A 19,499-nucleotide genomic window follows, 5' to 3' on the forward strand; every position below is an offset into this window, starting at 1 on the left:
CGCTTCCGGCCCTTCGGTGCGGCCCGCAGCTTAGCGGATTTCGTCGAGCAGCCGGCGGGCGTCGTTGCGCTGCGCGGCGTTGCCCTCGTTAAGCACTTCCTCGAGCATGCCGCGCGCGCCTTCCACATCGCCCATGTCCAGATACGCGCGGGCCAGCTCCAGCTTGGTGGCCGCCGCGTCGGATCCGCTGTCGTCGGCATCGCCCAGATCCGCGGGGTAGGTGTCGGCCGGGCTGTCGTAGGTGAAGTCGTCGAGCGGTGCCGGCGCCGGCTCGGCTGGCGCGAGCGGCATCGGCTGCGTGGCGTCGGTGTCCTGTGCCGCGGGCGGCATGTCCCAGACGATCTCGCGTTCCGCCGAGACCGACGCCGGCGGCGGCGCCGGCACGTCCGGCTCAACCGCCACTGCCGCCGTGGTGACGAACAGCGGATGTTCGGGCGCGATTTCCTGCCCCAGCGCCACCACTTCCTGCCAGGCATCGTCCTCGGGATCGTAGACGCGCGAATACATCGCCTCGGCCGCGCTCTCGAAGCCGGCGGCGTCGCCGGTGTCGTAGTAGTGGCGCACGAGGTCGAGATGGCGCTGCAGATCGGTCGGATCGCGCGAGATGGCTTCGATCAGGTCGCCTTCGCGATCGTCGACGTCGTCGGCGACCGCCGGCGCCGCACCCGCCTGCGCGGCGGCCACGCTGGCGGCCAGCGCATCGCTGTCGTAGCGCCCGGCGCCGGGCGAGGCGGCCGCGCGGCGGCGTCCGGCCAGCAGCGCGATCAGCCCGATCAGCGCCAGCGCACCGCCGCCGAGGATCCACCAGTTGGTGTACCACGGTGCCGGTTCCGGGCGCGGGGGCATGGCATCGGGCACCGGGGTCGCGGGCGTGGCCGCGGCCGGGGTCGTCGCCACCGCAGCGGGCGCATCGGTTGCGGGCGTTGCGCCGTCGCCGGTCGCGGCGGCGTCGGACGGGGTTTCGAAACTCATCGGCGGCGTCACCGCGTCGGCCGAGGCGCTGTCGGACGGCATGGCGTCGCTGGCGGCCGGGTCGGTCGATGCGGCGGGATCGGCCGCGGCATCGAGCGCATCGGTGCCTGCCGTGGCGACGGGTTCGTCTGCCGGCAGCACGCTCGCGGCCGGATCGCTGGCGGCGACGGCCGTGTCGCTCGGGATCGTCGCAACGCCTTCGGCCGCGGCGGCACGCGCTTCGAGCTCGGCCAGGCGCCGCTGCGCGGCCGCCAGTTCGCTGTTCTTGAGCTCGATCAGGCGGCTGCTGTCACCCTGCATCTTCTCCAGTTCGCTGACACGCGACTTGAGCTCGACGTTCTCCTGCGTGAGCGTGCCCACTTCCTCGCGGCTGCGGGCAAGATCGGCGCGCAGTTCGCGCCCCTCGCCCCCCGCGCTGGCGCCGGACTGCGTGGCGCTGGCGGTGCCGGCCTCGTTCGACGGCGGAGTGAGCTCGAGGCGCGAATCGGGCGCGGATGTCGAGCGGGTCGCGTCCGGTTCCACCAGACCGGTGTAGGAGTCGTCGGTGGCCGGCTGCGGTGCAGGCTGCACGGAATCGCGCCAGCTCTGGGTCTGGTCGCGCACCTGCGCGGCGGCTTCCGCGGCGGCGATGGCCACCGCGTCCTCGCGCCCGGGAATGCGCAGCACGGCGCCGCTGCGCAGGCGGTTGATGTTGTTGCCGATGAAGGCATCGGGATTGGCGCGCAGCAACGCCACCATCATCTGGTTGACGCTGATCTCGCTGTCCGGCCGCGTGCGCGACGCGATCGACCACAAGGTTTCGCCCGCGGCCACCGGGCCGTAACTGTCGCTGGCGTACGCGGGGGCGCTCGGCGCCGCGCTCGGGGCGCTGGCCGGCGGCGGCGCGGCGGTGTCGCGCGGTGCGGGCACGGGCTCGGGCATCGACGGCGGCGGCAGCGCCTCGGCCCTCTGCGGTTCGCTGTCGACGACCGGCGAGGTGGCGGCGGGTGCGCCCTGGATCGGCGCCATCGTCGGCGAATCGAGCAGCACGGTGTATTCGCGCAGCATGCGTCCGCGGCCCCAGTCCACTTCCAGCAGGAAGGTCAGGAACGGCTCGACGATGTCGCTTGGGGTGCTGACGCGGATGACGGTGCGGCCGCGCGGATCGGTGGCCACGTCGAATTCGAGGTTGGCCGCGAGCGTGGCCGGACGGTCCAGCCCGACCCGCGCGAACGCATCGGGCGACGCCAGCCGGACCTGCAGGGCTTCGGTTTCGCCGGCACTGCCGACGACGGGAATTTCCGCTTCAAGCGGTTGATTCAGACCGGATTTCACCTCGATCTGACCCAGGCCCAGCCCGAGCGCCTGCGCACTTCCCAGCGCCAGCGCCAACGCCAGCGGGAGTCGGAGACGTTTGTTCATCGATCACTTCCCCCAGAATTCCATTGGATGTCTCAGGCGCGCCGCCTCCCCCTGGAAGCTAGAATCGACATGACAACGCGACGCTAACTATAGAGTAGCGCAGCTATTTAACCAATAGTTCGGCGATTTGCACTGCATTGAGCGCCGCGCCCTTGCGGATGTTGTCCGAAACGATCCAAAGATCGATGCCGCGCGGATGGGAAATGTCCTGCCGGATGCGGCCCACGTACACCGGGTCCGTGCCCGAGGCGTGCGTCACCGGCGTCGGGTAGCCGCCGGGCACGCGCTCGTCCACCACCTCCACCCCCGGCGCCGCTTCGAGCAGTTCGCGCACGCGTTCGGCCGTGATGGGCCGGCGCGTTTCCAGATGCACCGCTTCGGAGTGGCCGTAGAACACCGGCACGCGCACCGCGGTCGGGTTCACCTGGATGCTGTCGTCGCCGAGGATCTTGCGCGTTTCCCAGACGAGCTTCATCTCTTCCTTCGTGTAGCCGTTGTCCTGGAAGTCGTCGATCTGCGGAATGAGGTTGAAGGCGATCTGCACGGCGAACTTCGCCGGTTCGAGCTGCGCGAAGTTGAGCAGCGCGGCGGTCTGCCGACCGAGTTCGTCCATGCCCGAGCGACCGGCACCGGACACCGACTGGTACGTGGCGACGTTGATGCGTTCGATGCCGGCCTCGCGGTGGATCGGCGCGAGCGCCACGAGCATCTGCATCGTCGAACAGTTGGGATTGGCGATGATGCCGCGCGGTCGCCGGTGCACCTGCTCGGGGTTCACCTCCGACACCACCAGCGGAATGTCGGCGTCGTAGCGGAACGCCGAGCTGTTGTCGATGACGATGGCGCCGGCCGCGGCGAACTTCGGCGCGTATTCGAGCGAGACCGAGCCGCCGGCCGAAAACAGCGCGATGTCGACGCCGGCCGGATCGAAGGTGGCCAGGTCCTGCACCGTGATCGCGCGCTTGCGGAAGGTGATGTCCTCGCCGGCGGACCGCTCGGAGGCAAGCGCGACGAGCTTGCCGACGGGAAAGTCGCGTTCCTCGAGAATGGCGAGCATGGCTTCGCCCACGGCGCCGGTGGCGCCGACGATGGCGACGGTGTAGGTCCTGGTGCTCGATGTCATGTGCGTGCCTGTGTGCCGTGTGGGAACGCGCAGCATGCCGCCGCGCGGTGTCGAGGAAGAGGCCGAATCAGGTCGAAACGGCGGACGGGATCGTCGGCACCACCTCGCCCACGTCGCCGCACTGCGCGCGGTGGCGCAGCGCGTGGTCGATCAGCACCAGCGCGACCATCGCCTCGGCGATCGGCGTGGCGCGGATGCCGACGCAGGGATCGTGGCGGCCGGTGGTGACCACCTCGATGGCGTTGCCGTGCACGTCCACGCTGCGACCGGGCAGGCGCAGGCTCGACGTGGGTTTGAGCGCGATCGAACAGACGAGGTCCTGGCCGGTGGAAATGCCGCCGAGGATGCCGCCGGCATGGTTGCTCAGGAAGCCCTGCGGCGTCATCTCGTCGCGGTGCTCGGTGCCGCGCTGGCCGGCGGCGGCGAAGCCGTCGCCGATCTCCACGCCCTTCACCGCATTGATGCTCATCAACGCGGCGGCGAGATCGCCGTCGAGCTTGCCGTAGATCGGCTCGCCCCACCCCGCCGGCACGTTGTGCGCCACCACGCGCACGCGCGCGCCAACCGAATCGCCGGACTTGCGCAGCGCGTCCATGTAGGTTTCGAGCGTCGGCACCATCGCCGCGTCCGGCCAGAAAAACGGGTTGTCTTCCACCGCGCCCCAGTCGAACGCCGCCGGCACATGTTCGCCGAGCTGCGACAGGTGCCCGCGCACGACGATGCCGCGCTGCGCCAGCCACTTCTTCGCGATCACGGCCGCGGCGACGCGCATCGTGGTTTCGCGCGCGGAACTGCGACCGCCGCCGCGCGGATCGCGGATGCCGTATTTCTTCCAGTAGGTGTAGTCCGCGTGCGCCGGGCGGAACTGCTCTGCGATTTTCGCGTAGTCGCGGCTGCGCTGGTCGGTGTTGCGCACCAGCAGCGCGATCGGCGTGCCGGTGGTTTTGCCTTCGAACACGCCGCTGAGGATTTCGATCGCGTCCTCCTCGTGACGCTGCGAGGTGTGGCGGCTCTTGCCGGTGGCGCGGCGATCGAGATCGGCGCGGAAGTCGTCTTCGTGGATGTCGATGCCGGGCGGGCAGCCGTCGATCACGCAACCGATCGCCGGACCGTGGGATTCGCCGAACGTGGTGACGGCGAACAGCGTGCCGAAGGTGTTCGATGCCATGTCAGTGCATCGCCCCGCGGGATGCGGTCGCCTGGAAGCCCCTCTCCCCGTGGGAGAGGGGTTGGGGAGAGGGTTCGGCGGTCGTCGATGCCGAAGATTGCGACAAACGCTTTCGCCAGCCAGGCGCAAATGAAACGGCCATGCGACGGCAGGCAATGGCTTCGAACGCGATCACGCCAAGCGTAGCCATCGAGGCATCCCGGACCCTCTCCCCAACCCCTCTCCCACGGGGAGAGGGGCGCGAGGTCGGGATGCCGCGGCGCGCGGTGCGTTCAACCACGCGCATCGGCCAACGCCTTGATCGTGTCGTGATGCGCGATCAGATCTTCGCCCTCGATCACGAACACGCCCATCTGCCCGACCTTGAACTCCACCCAGAAAAACGGGATCTCCGGCAGCAGCGCCACCAGCGCCCGCTCGCTCTCGCCCACCTCGCAGATCAACAGTCCACCGTCGTTCAGATGCGCCGGTGCGTCGCGCAGGATGCGCAGCGCAAGGTCGAGGCCATCGTCGCCGGCACGCAGGCCAAGCGCGGGTTCGTGCTCGTACTCGGGCGGCAGCGCGTCGACTTCGGCGTGCGTCACGTAGGGCGGATTGCTGACGATGAGATCGTATTTCTCGCCCGCCAGCGCCGCGAACAGATCGGACTGCAGCAGGCGCACGCGATCGCCCACCTCGAACCGCTCGAGATTGAGTTGCGCCAGATCCAGCGCATCGCGGCTGAGATCGACGCCATCCACCTGCCAGTCCGGCTGATGCACGGCCGTCGCGATGGCGATGCAGCCCGACCCCGTGCACAGGTCGAGCACACGCTCGACGGGGCGCCCGGCCAGCCACGGCTCGAAGCCGCTTTCGATCAGTTCGGCGATCGGCGAGCGCGGCACCAGCGCGCGCGGGTCGGTGATGAACGGCAGGCCGGCGAACCAGGCCTCGCCGGTGAGATAGGCAGCCGGGATGCGTTCGTCGATCCGGCGTTCGAACAAGGCCAGCACCTTCGCCTTTTCCTCGCCGGTAACCCGCGCCGTGCCGTACACCGGGCTCAGGTCGTGCGGCAGGTGCAGCGCGTGCAGGGTGAGCTGCGTGGCTTCGTCGAGCGCGTTGTCGTAATTGTGGCCGAAGGTGAGCCGGGATGCGCCGAAGCGGCTCGCGCCGTAGCGGATCAGGTCGACGATCGTCAGGAGTTCGGCGGGCATGGGGACATTCGCAGGGAACAGCGGCGGGAGTATAGCGGCCGTGTCGAATGCACGGCATGCCTTCGCAGGGGACGGCACGCCGCAGAAGTTATAATCGGGCGATGACCGACACACCTGCCGCCTCCCCTTCTCCGCCGCGCCGCACCGGGCGCCTGCCGATCCTCGCCGTCATCGTCGTCGCCGTCGCCGCCGGCCTCGGCCTGTGGGCCGGACAGCGCTGGTTCGGCGGTCTCGCCGCGCAGCCGGCGCTCGCCACCACGGTGCTGTACGGCGCGCCGCGTCCGCTGCCGCCCTTCACGCTGCAGGGCTCGGACGGCCAGCCGCTCACGGCCGCGCAGCTGCAGGGACGCTGGACGCTGGTGTTCCTGGGCTTCCTGCACTGCCCGGACATCTGCCCCACCACGCTCGCGACGCTCGGCCAGGCACAGAAGCAGCTCGCCGACATCCCCGCCGACAGGCAACCGCGCGTGCTGTTCGTCTCGGTGGATTACGAGCGCGACGAACCCGCGCAGATCGGTGCCTACGCCCGCCACTTCAGCCCGGACGCGCTCGCCGGCACGGGCAGCAAGGCGCAGCTCGACGCCTTCGCCAACGGCCTCGGCATGCTCTACATGAAGACGCCGCTCGCCGACGGCGACTACACCATCGACCACAGCGCGACGATCGCCGTGCTCGATCCGCAGGCGCGCATCGCCGGCCTGATCCGCCCGCCGCTGGACGCCGCGAAGATCGCCGCGGACCTGCGCACGCTGGTGTCGCGCTGATGTCGCCGGGCGTCTTCCTGCAGTACGTCGCGCCGCACCGGCTGCTGTCGCGGCTGGCGTACTTCGCCGCGCACTGGCGCTGGGCGCCGTGGAAAAACGCCTTCATCGGGCAGATCCTCAAGCGCTTCGACGTGAACATGGACGAGGCCGAGAACCCGGACGCATTTTCGCATCCGAGCTTCAATGCCTTCTTCACCCGTGCGCTGAAGCCCGGCGCGCGCATCGCCGATCCCGACCCGCGCGCGCAGGTGATGCCGTCGGACGGGCGCATCAGCCAGCTCGGCCGGATCGAGGACGGCCGCATCCTGCAAGCCAAGGGCCAGTCGTTCACCGCGGCCGAACTGCTCGGCGACGCATCCGCCGCCGCGGCATTCGAAGGCGGCAATTTCGCCAACATCTACCTTGCGCCGCGCGACTACCACCGGGTGCACATGCCGTGGGCCGGCACGCTGCGCGAAACCCTGCACATCCCCGGCCGCCTGTTCAGCGTGGCGCCGTGGGCCGTGCGCGGCATCCCGCGCCTGTTCGCGCGCAACGAGCGCCTGGTCTGCCATTTCGACACGGACATCGGTCCGATGGCGGTGGTGATGGTCGGCGCGATGCTGGTGTCGGGCGTGGAAACGGTGTGGAGCGGCATCGAGATTCCGAAGTACGCCTCGCGCCCGGTGCGCAAGGACTGGCGCGGCAAGGGCATCGAACTTGCGCGCTTCGCCGAGATGGCGCGTTTCAACTACGGCTCGACCGTGGTGGTGCTGTGGCCGCACGGCGCGGTGGAGCTCGACCCGGCACTCGGGCCGGAGCAGTCGGTGAAGGTGGGGCAGCGGCTGGGCACCACGGTCGGCGCGGCAGCACGGAGCTGACGCCGCCGCCCGTGTCGTGCGGCGACCGCCGGGGCTCAGCGCGGAGCGGCCCGGGCATCGCGCAGCAGCGCGTGCAGGATGACCGCGTCGTCCGGATCGAGGGTGTCGTGGATGGTGTCGATGCCGCGGTAATGGCGTCGAAAGGCACGCGCCGCGGCGCCGGGATCGTCGAGCGGATAGCCGAGCCAGGCCAGCGCGAGCCAGGCATCGAAACCGTCCGGCACGGGGGCGTCCACGGACGACGGCCAGCGACCGAACCCGGCCTCCGCGAGCCGTTGCCACGGGAACAGCCGGCCGGGGTCGCGCTTGCGTGCCGGCGCCATGTCCGCGTGGGCGATGACCTGGGTACGCGGGATGCCCAGGCGCGACGTCAGGTCCTCCAGCAGCACGAGCAGCGACGCGATCTGCGCCTCGGGAAACGGCGCGACGCCGTCGTTGTCGAGCTCGATGCCGATCGACGCGGAATTCACGTCGGTGATCGTCCCCCAGCGACCGGCGCCGGCATGCCACGCACGCTCGCCGTCGGCCACCAGCTGGTAGCGCGCGCCGTCGCGCCCGATCAGGTAATGCGCACTGACGCGACCGCCGCTGTTGCGCGTGCGCAGCGTGCCGAGGCTTTCGGCAACGCCCGACTGCTCCGTGGCATGCAGCACGACGAGCACCGGCCGACGTGCATCGTGATTGGACGACGGCACCCAGGCGGCAAGCGGATTGCGCATCGGCGCGGTTGCGCAGCCGCCGATGCAGACCAGCGCGACGAGCAGCATCGCCCGCACGAAAGCCGTGTTACGCGGGTGGCGAACGCCGGACAATACGGCAACGACGCCACGCGTTCGACAGCGCCGGCACGTCATTGCGCGCCGCCCGCCAGCACCGCGACCGCGTCGGCGCGGCCCGCATCGCGCGCCACGCGCCAGCCGATCAGTGCCGCCACCAGCAGCACCAGCGAGGCCATCAGTAGGGCCGTGCCGGAAAACGCGAACCACGCGTCCGTGCCGGTGGTCACCGAATACACGAAGCCGAAAAACAGTGGCGACAGCACGCCCGCGATGCTCGCCACGCTCATGTTGGCGCCCTGCAGCTGGCCCTGTTCGGACTCCGACACGCGCGCCGTCATCAGCGACTGCAGCGTCGGCATGGCCAGTCCCCACAGCGCGTTCGGCAGCATCGCGAGCGTGAACAGCAGCCCCGTCGGTGCGAGCCCCATGCACGCGATGCCGAGCGCACCGCCGAACAGGCCGAACACCATCACGCGACGGTCGCCGAAGCGCTTCACCGCCGGGCCGACGACGAGGCCCTGCACGATCATGTCGAGCTCGCCCGTCATCGCCAGCAACACGCCAACCTCCCACGGTCCCCAGCCGTAGCGCGCGCCGGCGTACAGCACGAACACCGCGGAAAACACGTGGTGCGCGAAATACAGCAGGAAATTCACCACGGCGAGCCCCGCCAGTTCCGCATGCGTGCGCAGCAGCTTCAGCGCACCGACCGGATTGGCGCGCGACCACGCGAACGGCATGCGTTTTTCCGGCGCCAGCGATTCGGGCAGCACCAATAGCCCATACACGAAGGCAAGGCCACTCGCCGCCGCCGCGGCCCAGAACGGCGCGCGTGGCGAAATCTCGCCGAGCACGCCGCCCAGCGCCGGTCCCGCGACGAAGCCCGCACTGAACGCCGCTCCGATGAGTCCGTAGGCACGCGCACGCTGTGCCGGCGGCGTGATGTCGGCCATGTAGGCGAACACGGTGGTGAAACTCGACGACGTGATGCCGGCGATGATGCGCCCGACCGCGAGCCACCACAGGTTCGGCGCCAGCGCCATCAGCACGTAGTCGGCGGCAAGTCCGGCGGCCGACAGCAGGATCACCGGCCGGCGCCCGACCTGGTCGGACAGGCTGCCGATGATCGGCGAGGCGACGAACTGCATCAGCGCCCACAACGCCACGAACGCGCCGTTGATGAAACCGGCACGCGCGTTGGAGCCGACGAACTGCTCGATCAGCTCCGGCAGCACCGGAATGATGATGCCCATCGCGATGATGTCGAGCGCGGCGGTGACGAGGATGAAGGCGACCGCAGCGCGGCGGCGGCCGGTGGTGAGGACAGGCATGGACATCCGGAGCGGGAGCGAAGTCGGCACGATGCGCCGCACACGTCGCACGGCACGCGACGCGATGGTATCGCAGCGTCGTTGCAGCCGATGCGGGCCGGCCGCCGCGTCCGCCGCGCGGGTGTGCGAGGATCGTCGCCACTTCCGCCGGCAACGAGGTTCCCATGCCCACCCGCGACAAGACCCGCCTCGACGGCGGCGACGACCAGCGCAGCCTCGCCGTGCTCATCGATGCCGACAACGCGCAGCCGTCCGTGATCCAGGGCCTGCTGGAGGAGGTGGCCAAGTTCGGCGTGGCCGCGGTCAAGCGCATCTACGGCGACTGGACCTCCACCAGCCACGCGCAGTGGAAACGCGCGCTGCTGCGCCACTCCATCGCGCCGGTGCAGCAGTTCGCGTACACCTCGGGCAAGAACGCGACCGACAGCATGCTCATCATCGACGCGATGGACCTGATGTACACGCGCCGCTTCGACGGCTTCTGCCTGGTTTCGAGCGACAGCGACTTCACCCGCCTGGCGCAACGGCTGCGCGAGGAGGGCCTGCTGGTGCTCGGCTTCGGCGAAAAGAAAACGCCCGAACCGTTCGTGGTGGCCTGCGACAAGTTCGTCTACACCGAGGTGCTGCGCCCGGAAACGCCGCAGCCGGCGGCTCGCCCTGCCCCGACGCCTGCAAAAAAGGCGCCGGCAAAACGCGTGTCGGGCCGCACGGTGGAAAGCGCCGCGGCGCCCGCGCCATCCACGCCGCCTTCGACGAATCGCGCCTCCGCCGTGCCGGTGCAGCTCATCCTGCAGGCCATCGACGAGGCCACGGACGAAACCGGGTGGGCCAGCCTCGGCGCGGTCGGCAATTACCTCACCAAGATCCGTCCGGACTTCGACCCGCGGTTGTATGGCCACCGGAAGCTGAGCGATCTGATCCGCGCCATTCCGGCGGCGTTCCAGTCCGAGGAACGCGGCAACACGGCCGGGACGAAGACGATTTTCGTGCGCGCGGTGAAGCCCTGAGACACCTGGCTTTTCGGGCAAACGCAGGTGTTCCCCCGATCCGGTAACGCGGTGATCGTGCGCTGGCTGCAGGGGAAACGTTGCTGCACCGACGTCAACCCGGCGAGTGCCCACTGCGGTCCGGGAATCTCGCCGCGCTCCACATTCCGTCGTCCCGGCAAACGCCGGGACCCAGTGGCGTTTCTTCCGGTTCAATCCTAAAAATGCGAGCAACACCGAGCAGCGCCCCTTAATCCCGGCGTTCGCCGGGAAGGCGAGAACGAATGTTCTCGGTGTCGACTCGCAACGTGCTCCGTGCAATCGACGACGTTGCCGCACCTCGCAACATCAATGGAAGTCGCGCGACTCCACGCGCAGGCCGCCGAGCATCGCATTCCAGTTCTGCAGCGTGCGCGCCACCACGTGCAGGACGCCGTCCTTGTGTTCGAGCCTGCCGGCGACGTGCAGCAGGCGCGATTCGAGCATCGGGCGGCGTTGCGCCAGCGCCACCTGCTGCCACACCACGATGTTGACCAGGCCGCGCTCGTCCTCCAGCGTCATGAAGGTGACGCCCTTGGCCGCTTCGGGATGCTGGCGCAGTGTCACGAGGCCTGCGAACCGCACCGGCGCGCCGTGCTGCAGGTGCTGCAGTTCGTCCGAGCGCCTGCAGAGGCGCGCCTGCAGCTGCGGCCGCAACAGTTGCAGCGGATGCCGGCCCAGCGTGAGCCCGAGCGTCGCGTAGTCGGCGGTGAGGTTTTCGGCCGCGCTCGGCGGGCGCAGCACGGGGCGGCGTTCGTCGAAATCGGCGTTGCGCAGCACGTCGTCGCGCATGTCGATGCCGGCGATGTCCCAGTAGGCGCGATGCCGATGCCCGGCTAGCCGATGCAGCGCGCCGGCCGATGCCAGCGCATCGCGGCTGCGCACATCCACGCGCGCGCGGCGCACCAGATCGGCAACATCGCGGAACGGCGCGACACGACGCGCGGCCACGATGCGTTGCGCCACGTCCTCGCCCAGCCCGGAAATCGCGCGCAGGCCCAGGCGCAGGCCGAGATTGCGATCGTATTCGACGCGGCCGTCGTGCAGGTCCGGCGGCGGCGGCTTGCCCGGCGTGACCGACGGCGGCAGGCTGCCCGCCGCCGCCACGCGCGGGTGCTGCGGCGGGAGCGCCTGCCACAACGCCGCGTCGTCGTCCGGACACAGGTTCACGCCGGCCCGCTCCAGCCGATGGTCCCACTCGCTGCGCGTGACGTCGGGCGGCGACACCGCGTACCCGTGCCGACGCAGATCCGCGACGATCTGCGCCGGCCCGTAGAAGCCCATCGGCAGCGAGTTCAGCAGGCCGCACGCGAACACCGCCGGATACCGGCACTTGAGCCAGCACGACACGTACGCCAGCAACGCGAAACTCGCCGCGTGCGATTCGGGGAATCCGTAGCTGCCGAAGCCGAGGATCTGCCGGTAGATGCGCTGCGCGTATTCGTCGCTGAAGCCGTTCCTGCGCATGCCGGCGAAGATCTTTTCCTCGAAATGCTCGAGTCCGCCGCGTTTTTTCCACGCCGCCATCGAACGCCGCAACTGGTCGGCCTCGCCCTCGCTGAAGTCCGCCGCCGCCTTCAGCAGCGCCATCACCTGTTCCTGGAAGATCGGCACGCCGCAGGTGCGCTTGAGCAGTGCCTTGACCGCGCGATGGTGCTCGTTCTCGACCTCGCCCATCGCCATGAAATCCGGATCGTCCGCGCTCGGCGACGCCCCGCCCGCGCCGCTCCGCGCACGTGCCTCGCGCTCGGCGCGTTCGCGCGCGCGACCTTCCAGGTACGGATTCACCATGCCGCCCTCGATCGGTCCCGGTCGCACGATCGCGATCTGGATCACGAGGTGGTAGTAGTGCTCGGGCCGCAGCCGCGGCAGCATCGCCATCTGCGCACGCGATTCGATCTGGAACACGCCGATGGTGTCGGCGCGGCGGATCATCTCGTAGGTGGGTTCGTCGCCTTCGTCCACGTCCGCCAGGCGCAGCCGCGGTCCGCCGTGGCGTTCGATGATCCGGAAGCACTTGCGCAGGCAGGTGAGCATGCCGAGCGCAAGGCAGTCGACCTTCAGCAGGCCGAGGTATTCGAGATCGTCCTTGTCCCACTGGATGACGCTGCGATCGGCCATCGAGGCGTTTTCCACCGGCACCAGATCGTGCAGCGGCTCGCCGGAGATCACGAAACCGCCGACGTGCTGCGACAGGTGGCGCGGCTTGCCGTACATCTGCTGCACCAGCGCGGTGAGGCGCATCACCTCCTGCGCATCGGGGTCGAAGCCGCGCTCGCGCAGTTTCTCCGAAAGCGGTGCGCCGAAGCCGTAGCGGTAGGCCTGCGACAGTTCCTCGATGCGGTCCTGCGGAAACCCCAGCGCCATGCCCAGGTCGCGCGCCGCGCTCTTGCTGCGGTAGGCGATGACGGTGGCGGCGAGCGCGGCGCGTTCGCGGCCGTATTTTTCGTAGACGTACTGCAGCACTTCCTCGCGCCGCTCGTGCTCGAAGTCGACATCGATATCGGGTGGCTCGTCGCGCTCCTTCGAGAGAAAGCGTTCGAACAGCATGCCGATGCGATCCGGGCTGACGCTGGTGATGCGCAGGCAGTAACAGACGATGGAATTGGCTGCGGAACCACGCCCCTGGCAGAGGATGTCGTGCGCGCGGGCCCAGCGCACGATGTCTTCCACGGTCAGGAAAAAGGCCTCGTATTCCAGTTCCGCGATCAGCGTGAGTTCCTTCTCGACGAGCCGGCGCACATCGGCGCTCTCGCCTTGCGGCCAACGCTGGCGCAGGCCGTCTTCGGTGAGCTTGCGCAGCCATGTCGTCGGCGTGTGGCCGTCGGGCACCAGTTCCGCCGGATACCGGTACTTCAGGTCGCGCATCGTGAATCTGCAGCGCTCGGCGATGCGCACGCTTTCGGCCATCCAGGCTTCGTCGTGGAGCTTGCGCAGCGATTCGCGCGGACGCAGATGCCGTTCGCCGTTGGGAAACAGCGCATGGCCGCAGTCGGCAAGCGGTCGGCCGAGGCGGATGGCGGTCATCGCGTCCTGCAGCGCGCGCCGCGAACGGTGGTGCATGTGCACGTCGCCGCAGGCCACCAGCGGCACGCCGAACCCCTGCGCGATGCGTACGAGGTGCTGGATGCGCGCGGTTTCGCCGGCCTCGCGGTGGCGTTCGACGGCCACGCGGAGGCGGTCGCCGAAGCGATCGCGCAGCCAGCGCAGCTCTTCGCCCCAGCGCTCCTGGCGGCGCGGTATCCACAGAGCGAAAAGGCCGTCGCTGCGATGCGGCGTGGATGCGTCGCCGGTTGCGGAGGCATCGAGGTGCGTGCCGTCGGCGAACACGTGCCGAACGATGTCCTCGCGCGACAGCCGGTACTCGCCCTTGGGCGCGGCACGGCGGCCACGGGTGATGAGTTTCGACAGCGTGGCGTAACCTGCCCGGGTTTCGCACAGCAGCACGACGGTGAGGCCGTCGTCGAGCACGAACTCGCTGCCGACGATGAGACGCACGCCGGTCTCCTCCGACGCCTTCAGCGCCCGGACCGCGCCGGCGAGCGAGCATTCGTCGGTGATCGCGAGCGCGCTGTAGCCGAGCAACCGTGCACGTGCGAACAGCTCCTCGGCACTGGATGCGCCGCGCTGGAAGCTGAAATCGGACAGGCAGTGGAGTTCGGCGTATGCCGGCGCACCCGACGCCGCCGGAGCCGGCGCCGCAATGGCATCCGGCATCGACGCCGCATCCGGCGACATCCGCCGTGCCGTTCCCGCCGCCGGCGCCCTGGCCGGCGCCACGGGGCCGGCCCGAGCGGGGACCGGCTCCGATACCGGCGCAGGCCCGGCAATGGAGGACCGTGTTGCCGGACGTTTGCCGCCGCGGGCCGCATAGTGATCGCGCCAGCGCGGATCGATGCCGTCCCGGTCCTCGTTGCCGCCGCCGCTCATGCGAACCAGCCGTGCAACATCCAGTCGTCGCCGCTGCCCAGGGTGCGGTAGATCCAGGCGCGCTGGCCGCTGTCGAGCTCGGCGACGAAGTAATCGCGGCGCGTGTCGGCGTTGTCCCACCAGCCGCTTTCGATGCGTTCGGGATCCGGTTCGAGCAGCCGCAGCACGCGCGCGCGCAGCGGAATGGGATGTGGCAGCAACCACAGCGGACGGCGCACCGGCGCGGCCGGCACGGCCGGAGGCGCGATGCCGCGGGCGTTGGTGGTGGCGGTGCTGCGCGGCGCATCGCCGTGGTCGGCGCGCGCACGCGCGGCCGGCAGCGTGCCGGTGGCGAACCAGGCACGCTCGGGGCGGTGGTCGGCACGCACGCCGAGCATGCGCACGGCGTCGTCGCCCAGGCGCGTGCGCAGGCGTTCGGCGAGCGTGTCCAGATCGAGCTTGCCGCGGGTGCGCGCGTCGAAGAGATCGAAGCGTTCGGGCACGAACGGCGGCAGGTCCTCGGCGATCCACGTCACGGCCTGCACCGCGGCGGGCAGCGCGAGGCGTTCGAGCCGGCCGCGCACCGCCTCGAACAAGGCATCGACATCGCGCGCCGGCTTGCGCAGGCCCACGTGGATGCGGCTGGGCGGATGGTCTTCGTGGTCGAAGCGCAATTCGAAGTGCAGCACGCCGCCGTCGCGCGCGTGCAGGAAGGCCGCGAAATCGCGCGCGAGGCGTTGCAGCGGGAACACCAGCGCGCCGCTGCGTTCGACGCCGTAGTCGAACTCGAAACGTCGTTCGAAGCGGTTCGGCGGCTGGTACAGCGATGCGAGATCGGGGATGTGGCCGTGCAGGCGATCGAGCGTGTCGAGCAGCGGGCGGCCGAGACGGCGTGCGAGCGCGGCGGGCGTGAGGACGTCGACGTCGCCGAGGCGGCGCAGGCCCAGGCGCGCGAGTGCGGCGACGGTGTCGGCGTCGAGGTGCGCGCGTTCGATCGGCACCCGGGCCAGTTCGCGTCGCATGTGCTCGTCGCTGAACAGAGCGATGCCATCGTGCAGCGGCGCGAGCACGCGCGCGGCGAGCGCATTGGGCGCCGCCGCGCAATGATGGACGTGGCCGAGCTGCTCCAGGCTCGCACGCAGTTCGCGCTGCAAGGCGTCGTAGCCGCCGAAGAGCCTGAGGCTGCCGCCGGCTTCGAGCGCCACCGCGTCGGGCGGCAGCAGGCGCACCTGGCTGCTGAAGCCGTAGGCGACGGCGCCGAGGTGTTCGAGCCGCCGGGTTTCGGCAGCGGTGTCGCGCGGATAGGAGCGCAGGCCGGGGAGCAGTGCCTGCGCCTGCGCGAGTGTCAGGCCGGGGACGATGCCGGCGGCGCTGGCGGCGGCGTTGGCGCGGACGATGCGGGAGCGCGGGGCGCCGCCGTCGTGGATGGCGCAGGGTGTGTGGTGGCCGGATGCGGCGGGTGTGGACGCAGCTGTGGCGGGGTCGAAGTCACGGAAATCGATGAAGCCGTCGCGGCCAGCCGCAACCGTGGCCGCACCGGTGACGCTCGGGTGGGCTTCCAACGGAAGCATCGGCAGCACGAAGCAGATCCACAGCGATTGCATGGCAGATCAATGCCGCGCCTGCTCGGGGTGTGGGGGGTGGGTCGCTTCGATGGTGCGGAGGAGGAGGCGTGCTGGCTGGGGGCTGGGGCGGTCCGGGCGTAATACGGGACGACCTTGCTCGTTGAATTCACCCGAGCGCGAAAGCCCGAACCCTCTCCCCAACCCCTCTCCCGGCGGGAGAGGGGCTTCCAGGGCTTCGGGAAATTTCGAGGCGTTCGAGGCGTTCAACACAGCACACCCGGCGGTTGCATTGCTGCGGTTCGCAACTCGACTGGCCTGACCGAGGCAGCCCCAACGTGCCTGCACACACATCAATGCACCCGCCCGCGCCGCAGCGGCTGCACCTGGGCCATCGCGCCGCGATTCTTCAGCACCCGCACGCACAGTTCGCCGGTGTCGGCCTTCAGCAATTGCAGACGCAATGCAGCCGGGCTGGGATTGTGCGCATGCCGGGCCGGACGCCAGACGAACCCCACGCTGTCGCCTTCTTCCGCCGCCAATTGCAACCGCCGCAGCGGGCGCACATCGGCGTCCGTGCTCCACACCGCGGCACCGCCGAGGCAGCCGGCGCGCAGGCACTGTTCGGCCGCCCACAGCGCACGTTCGCGCGGGGCGTCGATCCACAGCAGGCGCTCCAGCGGCAGCCGCGCGAACGCGAAGCCCGGCGCGTACGGCAGATACGGCGGGGCAACCAGCGCCAGCGTTTCTTCGCGCAGCAGCGCGCGCCAGGCCGGCAGCACCAGATCCAACTCGCCGACGCCATCGAAGGGATAGAGGATTTCGGTCAGCGCGCCGCGCGGAAATCCGCCCCACGGCAGCGCGGCGTCGAGGGCATCCCAACCACTGGCAAGCGCACCCTGCCCGCGCGCCAGCGGCTTGCCGGCAAGGAACAGGCGGCCGTCGAGCAGGGCCTGGTTGAGCGAAAGCACGGCACGCATGCCTCATCGCTCGCGCTGGGTTGGACGCGCAGGAACCGATGCCGGCAGCACGGCACCCTCGGATGCATGCATGTCCGATGCCTCCGGTTTCACGGCATCGACGTTCACCGCATCGACGCTGCCCGTCGATGCCGGCGCCGACGCCGCACGCACCGCCCGCAATGCCGCCAGCCAGCGCGCCTGCGCCAGCCATGCCGCACAACCGCGCGCATCGGCGCCGGGGCGGGAGATCGCATGCATGCCCACAGGCGCGTTCATGCGCGACGGATCACGCCGACGTACAGCCCTTCGATCGCGAACTCGGCATCCGGCGCGATCTCGATCGGCGCGTACGCCGCATTTTCCGCCAGCAGGCGCAGCTCGCCCTGCTTGCGGTGCAGGCGCTTGACCGTGATCTCGCCGTCGATGCGTGCCACCACCACTTGCCCGTGCTGCGCGTCGGGGGTGCGGTGCACGGCGATGAGGTCGCGGTCGAGGATGCCGATGTCGACCATGCTGTCGCCTTCCACACGCAGCAGGAAATCCGGACGCGGACGGAAAAAGGCCGGATCGACGGCGAACACGGCCTCGACGTTGCCCTCGGACAGGATCGGACTGCCCGCCGCCACGCGCCCGACCAGCGGCAGGCCGATGGCGCCCGGAATGTCGAATCCGGCGACCGACGGCGCGCCCAGCAGCCGGATGCCGCGCGCCTTGCCGGCGGCGATCTCGATCAGGCCCTTGGCCTCCAGGGCCAGCAGGTGCTTGCGCGCCGCATTGACGGCGATGCCGAACTGCGCCGCCAGTTCGCCCAGCGTGGGCGGGCGGCCATGGGTGGCCAGATGCGCGGCGAGATGGTCGAGGATGGCTTGCTGGCGATCGGTGGGCATGAGGTAACCGTCTGATTCGCAATTAAAATCGTGTGATATCGGAATTTCTGCCAATCCGGCGCTGGACGACTGCCGGATGCATGGTGTACAAACATACACCAACAAACCGTGCACGCACCATCGGTTTCGCGTCCTTCCACCGCTCGTCAACACCGTTGCAACCCCCAGGAGTTCCGGCCATGCTTCGTTCCGAACCGTCCGCCTTCGCCCCCGCCCGCCTCGACCACCTCGACGCGTTGCGTTCCGACCTCTCCGCCGCCCGCGCCGACCTGGGCGACATCCGCCAGCGCCTGGGTTCGCTCGAGGGCCATGCGTCGGGTTTGCGTTGCGACATGTCGGTGTTGCAGACCGGGCTTGCGATGACGCACAAGAAGCTGGCGTCGCACGAGGCACGGCTGGCGCGGATCGAACAGCGGCTGCAGCGCGCGGGCTGATGCACGTGACCGCGCGCGGTCGGATCCGGCCCGCCGCCGGACGGGCCGCTGCGGAACTGCAGGCTGTCCGCGCAACGGGCGGCGATGGCTCTTGATCTTGTCCTGGCTGCGTGTCTCGTTTCCTCGTCCGTGACTGGCGCGGAACCGGGCAGGATCAAGAGCCATCGCCGCCCTGCATTTCACACATCGGCGGGCGCGCGTGCGTATCGTCTCGATTGCTGAGACGGGCGCCGCCTTGAATGCGGCGACGCCACACCGCCGAGCCATCCGACATGCCACTGCACGCCTTCCATCCCGCCGTTGCCGCGTGGTTCAACGCCACGTTCCCCGCGCCCACCGACGCGCAGGCCGCCGCGTGGCCGGCGATCCAGTCCGGACGGCACGTGCTGGTGGCAGCGCCCACCGGCTCGGGCAAGACCCTCACCGCGTTCCTGGCCGCCATCGATGATCTCGTCCGGCAAGGCTTGCGCGGCGAGCTGGCCGACCTGACGCAGATCATCTACGTCTCGCCGCTGAAGGCGCTGTCCAACGACATCCGCATCAATCTGGAGGCGCCGCTCGCGGGCATCCGTGCGGAGTTGTCCGCACGCGGGCTGCCGGACGTGGAGATCCGCACCGCGGTGCGCACCGGCGACACGCCGCAGAAGGACCGCGCCGCGATGCGCAAGCACGCCCCGCACGTGCTGGTGACCACGCCCGAATCGCTGTACGTGCTGCTGGGCTCGGAATCGGGCCGCGTGATGCTGGGCAGCACGCGCACCGTGATCGTGGACGAGATCCATGCGATCGCCGGGAGCAAGCGCGGCAGCCACCTGGCGCTGTCGCTGGAGCGCCTGCAGGCGCTGTGCGAGCGGCCGCTGCAGCGGATCGGGTTGTCGGCGACGCAGAAGCCGATCGAGGTGGTGGCGCGGTTTCTGGTGGGGGGGTGCGGGGACGCGGAGCAGGAGCAGGAGCACCCCCTTCCGCCTTCGGCACCTTCCCCCGCTGCGCGGGAGAAGGGAACAGCCGGAGCCGATGTCTTTCTCCATGAGGCACCGGCCGGATTCAGCGGTTCTCTGTCGCGCTCCCGGATGGCAGCGACGCAGGATCTTGTCGAAGAATCCACCGAAGGAATCCTTCTCCCGCAAAG

General features: G+C 69.8%; 15 protein-coding genes and 1 pseudogene. 5 read left to right on the top strand and 11 right to left on the bottom strand.

The window, feature by feature from the left end:
- Positions 1-30 precede the first annotated feature (30 nt).
- The 4 genes from HNQ52_RS17340 to prmB form a co-directional block, all read right to left on the bottom strand.
- Entirely contained in the window at positions 31-2,373 is a 2,343-nt protein-coding gene (locus HNQ52_RS17340; protein WP_183958885.1) for a FimV/HubP family polar landmark protein, read from the bottom strand.
- Between the two features lie 103 nt (positions 2,374-2,476).
- A complete protein-coding gene (locus HNQ52_RS00950) occupies positions 2,477-3,496 on the bottom strand; it encodes an aspartate-semialdehyde dehydrogenase (RefSeq protein WP_183958887.1) in 1,020 nt (339 codons plus the stop codon).
- A gap of 67 nt (positions 3,497-3,563) precedes the next feature.
- Positions 3,564-4,664, bottom strand: coding sequence for a chorismate synthase (gene aroC, locus HNQ52_RS00955; RefSeq protein WP_183958889.1), 1,101 nt, complete (start codon positions 4,662-4,664; stop codon positions 3,564-3,566).
- Positions 4,665-4,936: 272 nt separating this feature from the next.
- On the bottom strand, positions 4,937-5,857 hold the full coding sequence (gene prmB, locus HNQ52_RS00960) for a 50S ribosomal protein L3 N(5)-glutamine methyltransferase (RefSeq protein WP_183958891.1): 921 nt from the start codon (positions 5,855-5,857) through the stop codon (positions 4,937-4,939).
- Positions 5,858-5,958: 101 nt separating this feature from the next.
- On the opposite strand from prmB, the gene HNQ52_RS00965 reads away from it, so the two are divergent.
- The gene (locus tag HNQ52_RS00965) at positions 5,959-6,621 is read left to right on the top strand and encodes an SCO family protein (RefSeq protein WP_183958893.1); all 663 of its coding nucleotides are present in this window, start codon (positions 5,959-5,961) and stop codon (positions 6,619-6,621) included.
- Positions 6,621-7,481 carry an archaetidylserine decarboxylase gene (gene asd, locus HNQ52_RS00970; protein ID WP_183958895.1) on the top strand — a complete coding sequence of 287 codons (861 nt, stop codon included), beginning with the start codon at positions 6,621-6,623 and terminating at the stop codon, positions 7,479-7,481. Before HNQ52_RS00965 ends, asd begins: the two co-directional genes overlap by 1 nt.
- Before the next feature lie 35 nt (positions 7,482-7,516).
- Here asd and HNQ52_RS00975 read toward each other — a convergent pair whose 3' ends face one another.
- Positions 7,517-8,248 carry an N-acetylmuramoyl-L-alanine amidase gene (locus HNQ52_RS00975; protein ID WP_343059131.1) on the bottom strand — a complete coding sequence of 244 codons (732 nt, stop codon included), beginning with the start codon at positions 8,246-8,248 and terminating at the stop codon, positions 7,517-7,519.
- 83 nt (positions 8,249-8,331) lie between these two features.
- A complete protein-coding gene (locus HNQ52_RS00980) occupies positions 8,332-9,591 on the bottom strand; it encodes a TCR/Tet family MFS transporter (RefSeq protein WP_183958899.1) in 1,260 nt (419 codons plus the stop codon).
- 164 nt (positions 9,592-9,755) lie between these two features.
- On the opposite strand from HNQ52_RS00980, the gene HNQ52_RS00985 reads away from it, so the two are divergent.
- Positions 9,756-10,598, top strand: coding sequence for an NYN domain-containing protein (locus HNQ52_RS00985; protein WP_183958901.1), 843 nt, complete (start codon positions 9,756-9,758; stop codon positions 10,596-10,598).
- Positions 10,599-10,925: 327 nt separating this feature from the next.
- Here HNQ52_RS00985 and HNQ52_RS00990 read toward each other — a convergent pair whose 3' ends face one another.
- The 5 genes from HNQ52_RS00990 to lexA form a co-directional block, all read right to left on the bottom strand.
- On the bottom strand, positions 10,926-14,333 hold the full coding sequence (locus HNQ52_RS00990) for an error-prone DNA polymerase (protein WP_183958903.1): 3,408 nt from the start codon (positions 14,331-14,333) through the stop codon (positions 10,926-10,928).
- 209 nt (positions 14,334-14,542) lie between these two features.
- Positions 14,543-16,129, bottom strand: coding sequence for a Y-family DNA polymerase (locus HNQ52_RS00995; protein ID WP_183958905.1), 1,587 nt, complete (start codon positions 16,127-16,129; stop codon positions 14,543-14,545).
- 311 nt (positions 16,130-16,440) lie between these two features.
- Positions 16,441-17,067 carry a translesion DNA synthesis-associated protein ImuA gene (gene imuA, locus HNQ52_RS01000; protein WP_183958907.1) on the bottom strand — a complete coding sequence of 209 codons (627 nt, stop codon included), beginning with the start codon at positions 17,065-17,067 and terminating at the stop codon, positions 16,441-16,443.
- A 3-nt stretch (positions 17,068-17,070) separates the two neighbouring features.
- Positions 17,071-17,325: a hypothetical protein gene (locus tag HNQ52_RS01005; RefSeq protein WP_183958909.1), complete on the bottom strand. Its 255-nt coding sequence runs from the start codon at positions 17,323-17,325 to the stop codon at positions 17,071-17,073.
- Positions 17,322-17,936, bottom strand: a complete 615-nt coding sequence (gene lexA / locus HNQ52_RS01010) for a transcriptional repressor LexA (RefSeq protein WP_183958911.1) — start codon at positions 17,934-17,936, stop codon at positions 17,322-17,324. The genes HNQ52_RS01005 and lexA overlap by 4 nt, the downstream gene beginning before the upstream one ends.
- A gap of 179 nt (positions 17,937-18,115) precedes the next feature.
- Between lexA and HNQ52_RS01015 the strand changes: the two genes are divergently transcribed.
- Both HNQ52_RS01015 and HNQ52_RS17595 read left to right on the top strand, forming a co-directional pair.
- Positions 18,116-18,370 (top strand): hypothetical protein, encoded by a 255-nt coding sequence (locus tag HNQ52_RS01015; RefSeq protein WP_183958913.1) that lies wholly within the window; start codon positions 18,116-18,118, stop codon positions 18,368-18,370.
- Between the two features lie 272 nt (positions 18,371-18,642).
- Positions 18,643-19,293 (top strand): annotated as a pseudogene (locus tag HNQ52_RS17595) (DEAD/DEAH box helicase); the annotation flags it as partial.
- Positions 19,294-19,499: the final 206 nt, after the last annotated feature.

The sequence above is a fragment of the Chiayiivirga flava genome (assembly GCF_014202825.1).
Classification (GTDB): Bacteria; Pseudomonadota; Gammaproteobacteria; order Xanthomonadales; family Xanthomonadaceae; genus Chiayiivirga; species Chiayiivirga flava.

Bases quoted from the DNA above. Each gene is read 5' to 3' on its own strand.
- HNQ52_RS17340 (WP_183958885.1), bottom strand. From the start codon at position 2,373: ATGAACAAACGTCTCCGACTCCCGCTGGCGTTGGCGCTGGCGCTGGGA.
- HNQ52_RS00950 (WP_183958887.1), bottom strand. From the start codon at position 3,496: ATGACATCGAGCACCAGGACCTACACCGTCGCCATCGTCGGCGCCACC.
- aroC (WP_183958889.1), bottom strand. From the start codon at position 4,664: ATGGCATCGAACACCTTCGGCACGCTGTTCGCCGTCACCACGTTCGGC.
- prmB (WP_183958891.1), bottom strand. From the start codon at position 5,857: ATGCCCGCCGAACTCCTGACGATCGTCGACCTGATCCGCTACGGCGCG.
- HNQ52_RS00965 (WP_183958893.1), top strand. From the start codon at position 5,959: ATGACCGACACACCTGCCGCCTCCCCTTCTCCGCCGCGCCGCACCGGG.
- asd (WP_183958895.1), top strand. From the start codon at position 6,621: ATGTCGCCGGGCGTCTTCCTGCAGTACGTCGCGCCGCACCGGCTGCTG.
- HNQ52_RS00975 (WP_343059131.1), bottom strand. From the start codon at position 8,248: ATGCTGCTCGTCGCGCTGGTCTGCATCGGCGGCTGCGCAACCGCGCCG.
- HNQ52_RS00980 (WP_183958899.1), bottom strand. From the start codon at position 9,591: ATGCCTGTCCTCACCACCGGCCGCCGCCGCGCTGCGGTCGCCTTCATC.
- HNQ52_RS00985 (WP_183958901.1), top strand. From the start codon at position 9,756: ATGCCCACCCGCGACAAGACCCGCCTCGACGGCGGCGACGACCAGCGC.
- HNQ52_RS00990 (WP_183958903.1), bottom strand. From the start codon at position 14,333: ATGCCGGATGCCATTGCGGCGCCGGCTCCGGCGGCGTCGGGTGCGCCG.
- HNQ52_RS00995 (WP_183958905.1), bottom strand. From the start codon at position 16,129: ATGCAATCGCTGTGGATCTGCTTCGTGCTGCCGATGCTTCCGTTGGAA.
- imuA (WP_183958907.1), bottom strand. From the start codon at position 17,067: ATGCGTGCCGTGCTTTCGCTCAACCAGGCCCTGCTCGACGGCCGCCTG.
- HNQ52_RS01005 (WP_183958909.1), bottom strand. From the start codon at position 17,325: ATGAACGCGCCTGTGGGCATGCATGCGATCTCCCGCCCCGGCGCCGAT.
- lexA (WP_183958911.1), bottom strand. From the start codon at position 17,936: ATGCCCACCGATCGCCAGCAAGCCATCCTCGACCATCTCGCCGCGCAT.
- HNQ52_RS01015 (WP_183958913.1), top strand. From the start codon at position 18,116: ATGCTTCGTTCCGAACCGTCCGCCTTCGCCCCCGCCCGCCTCGACCAC.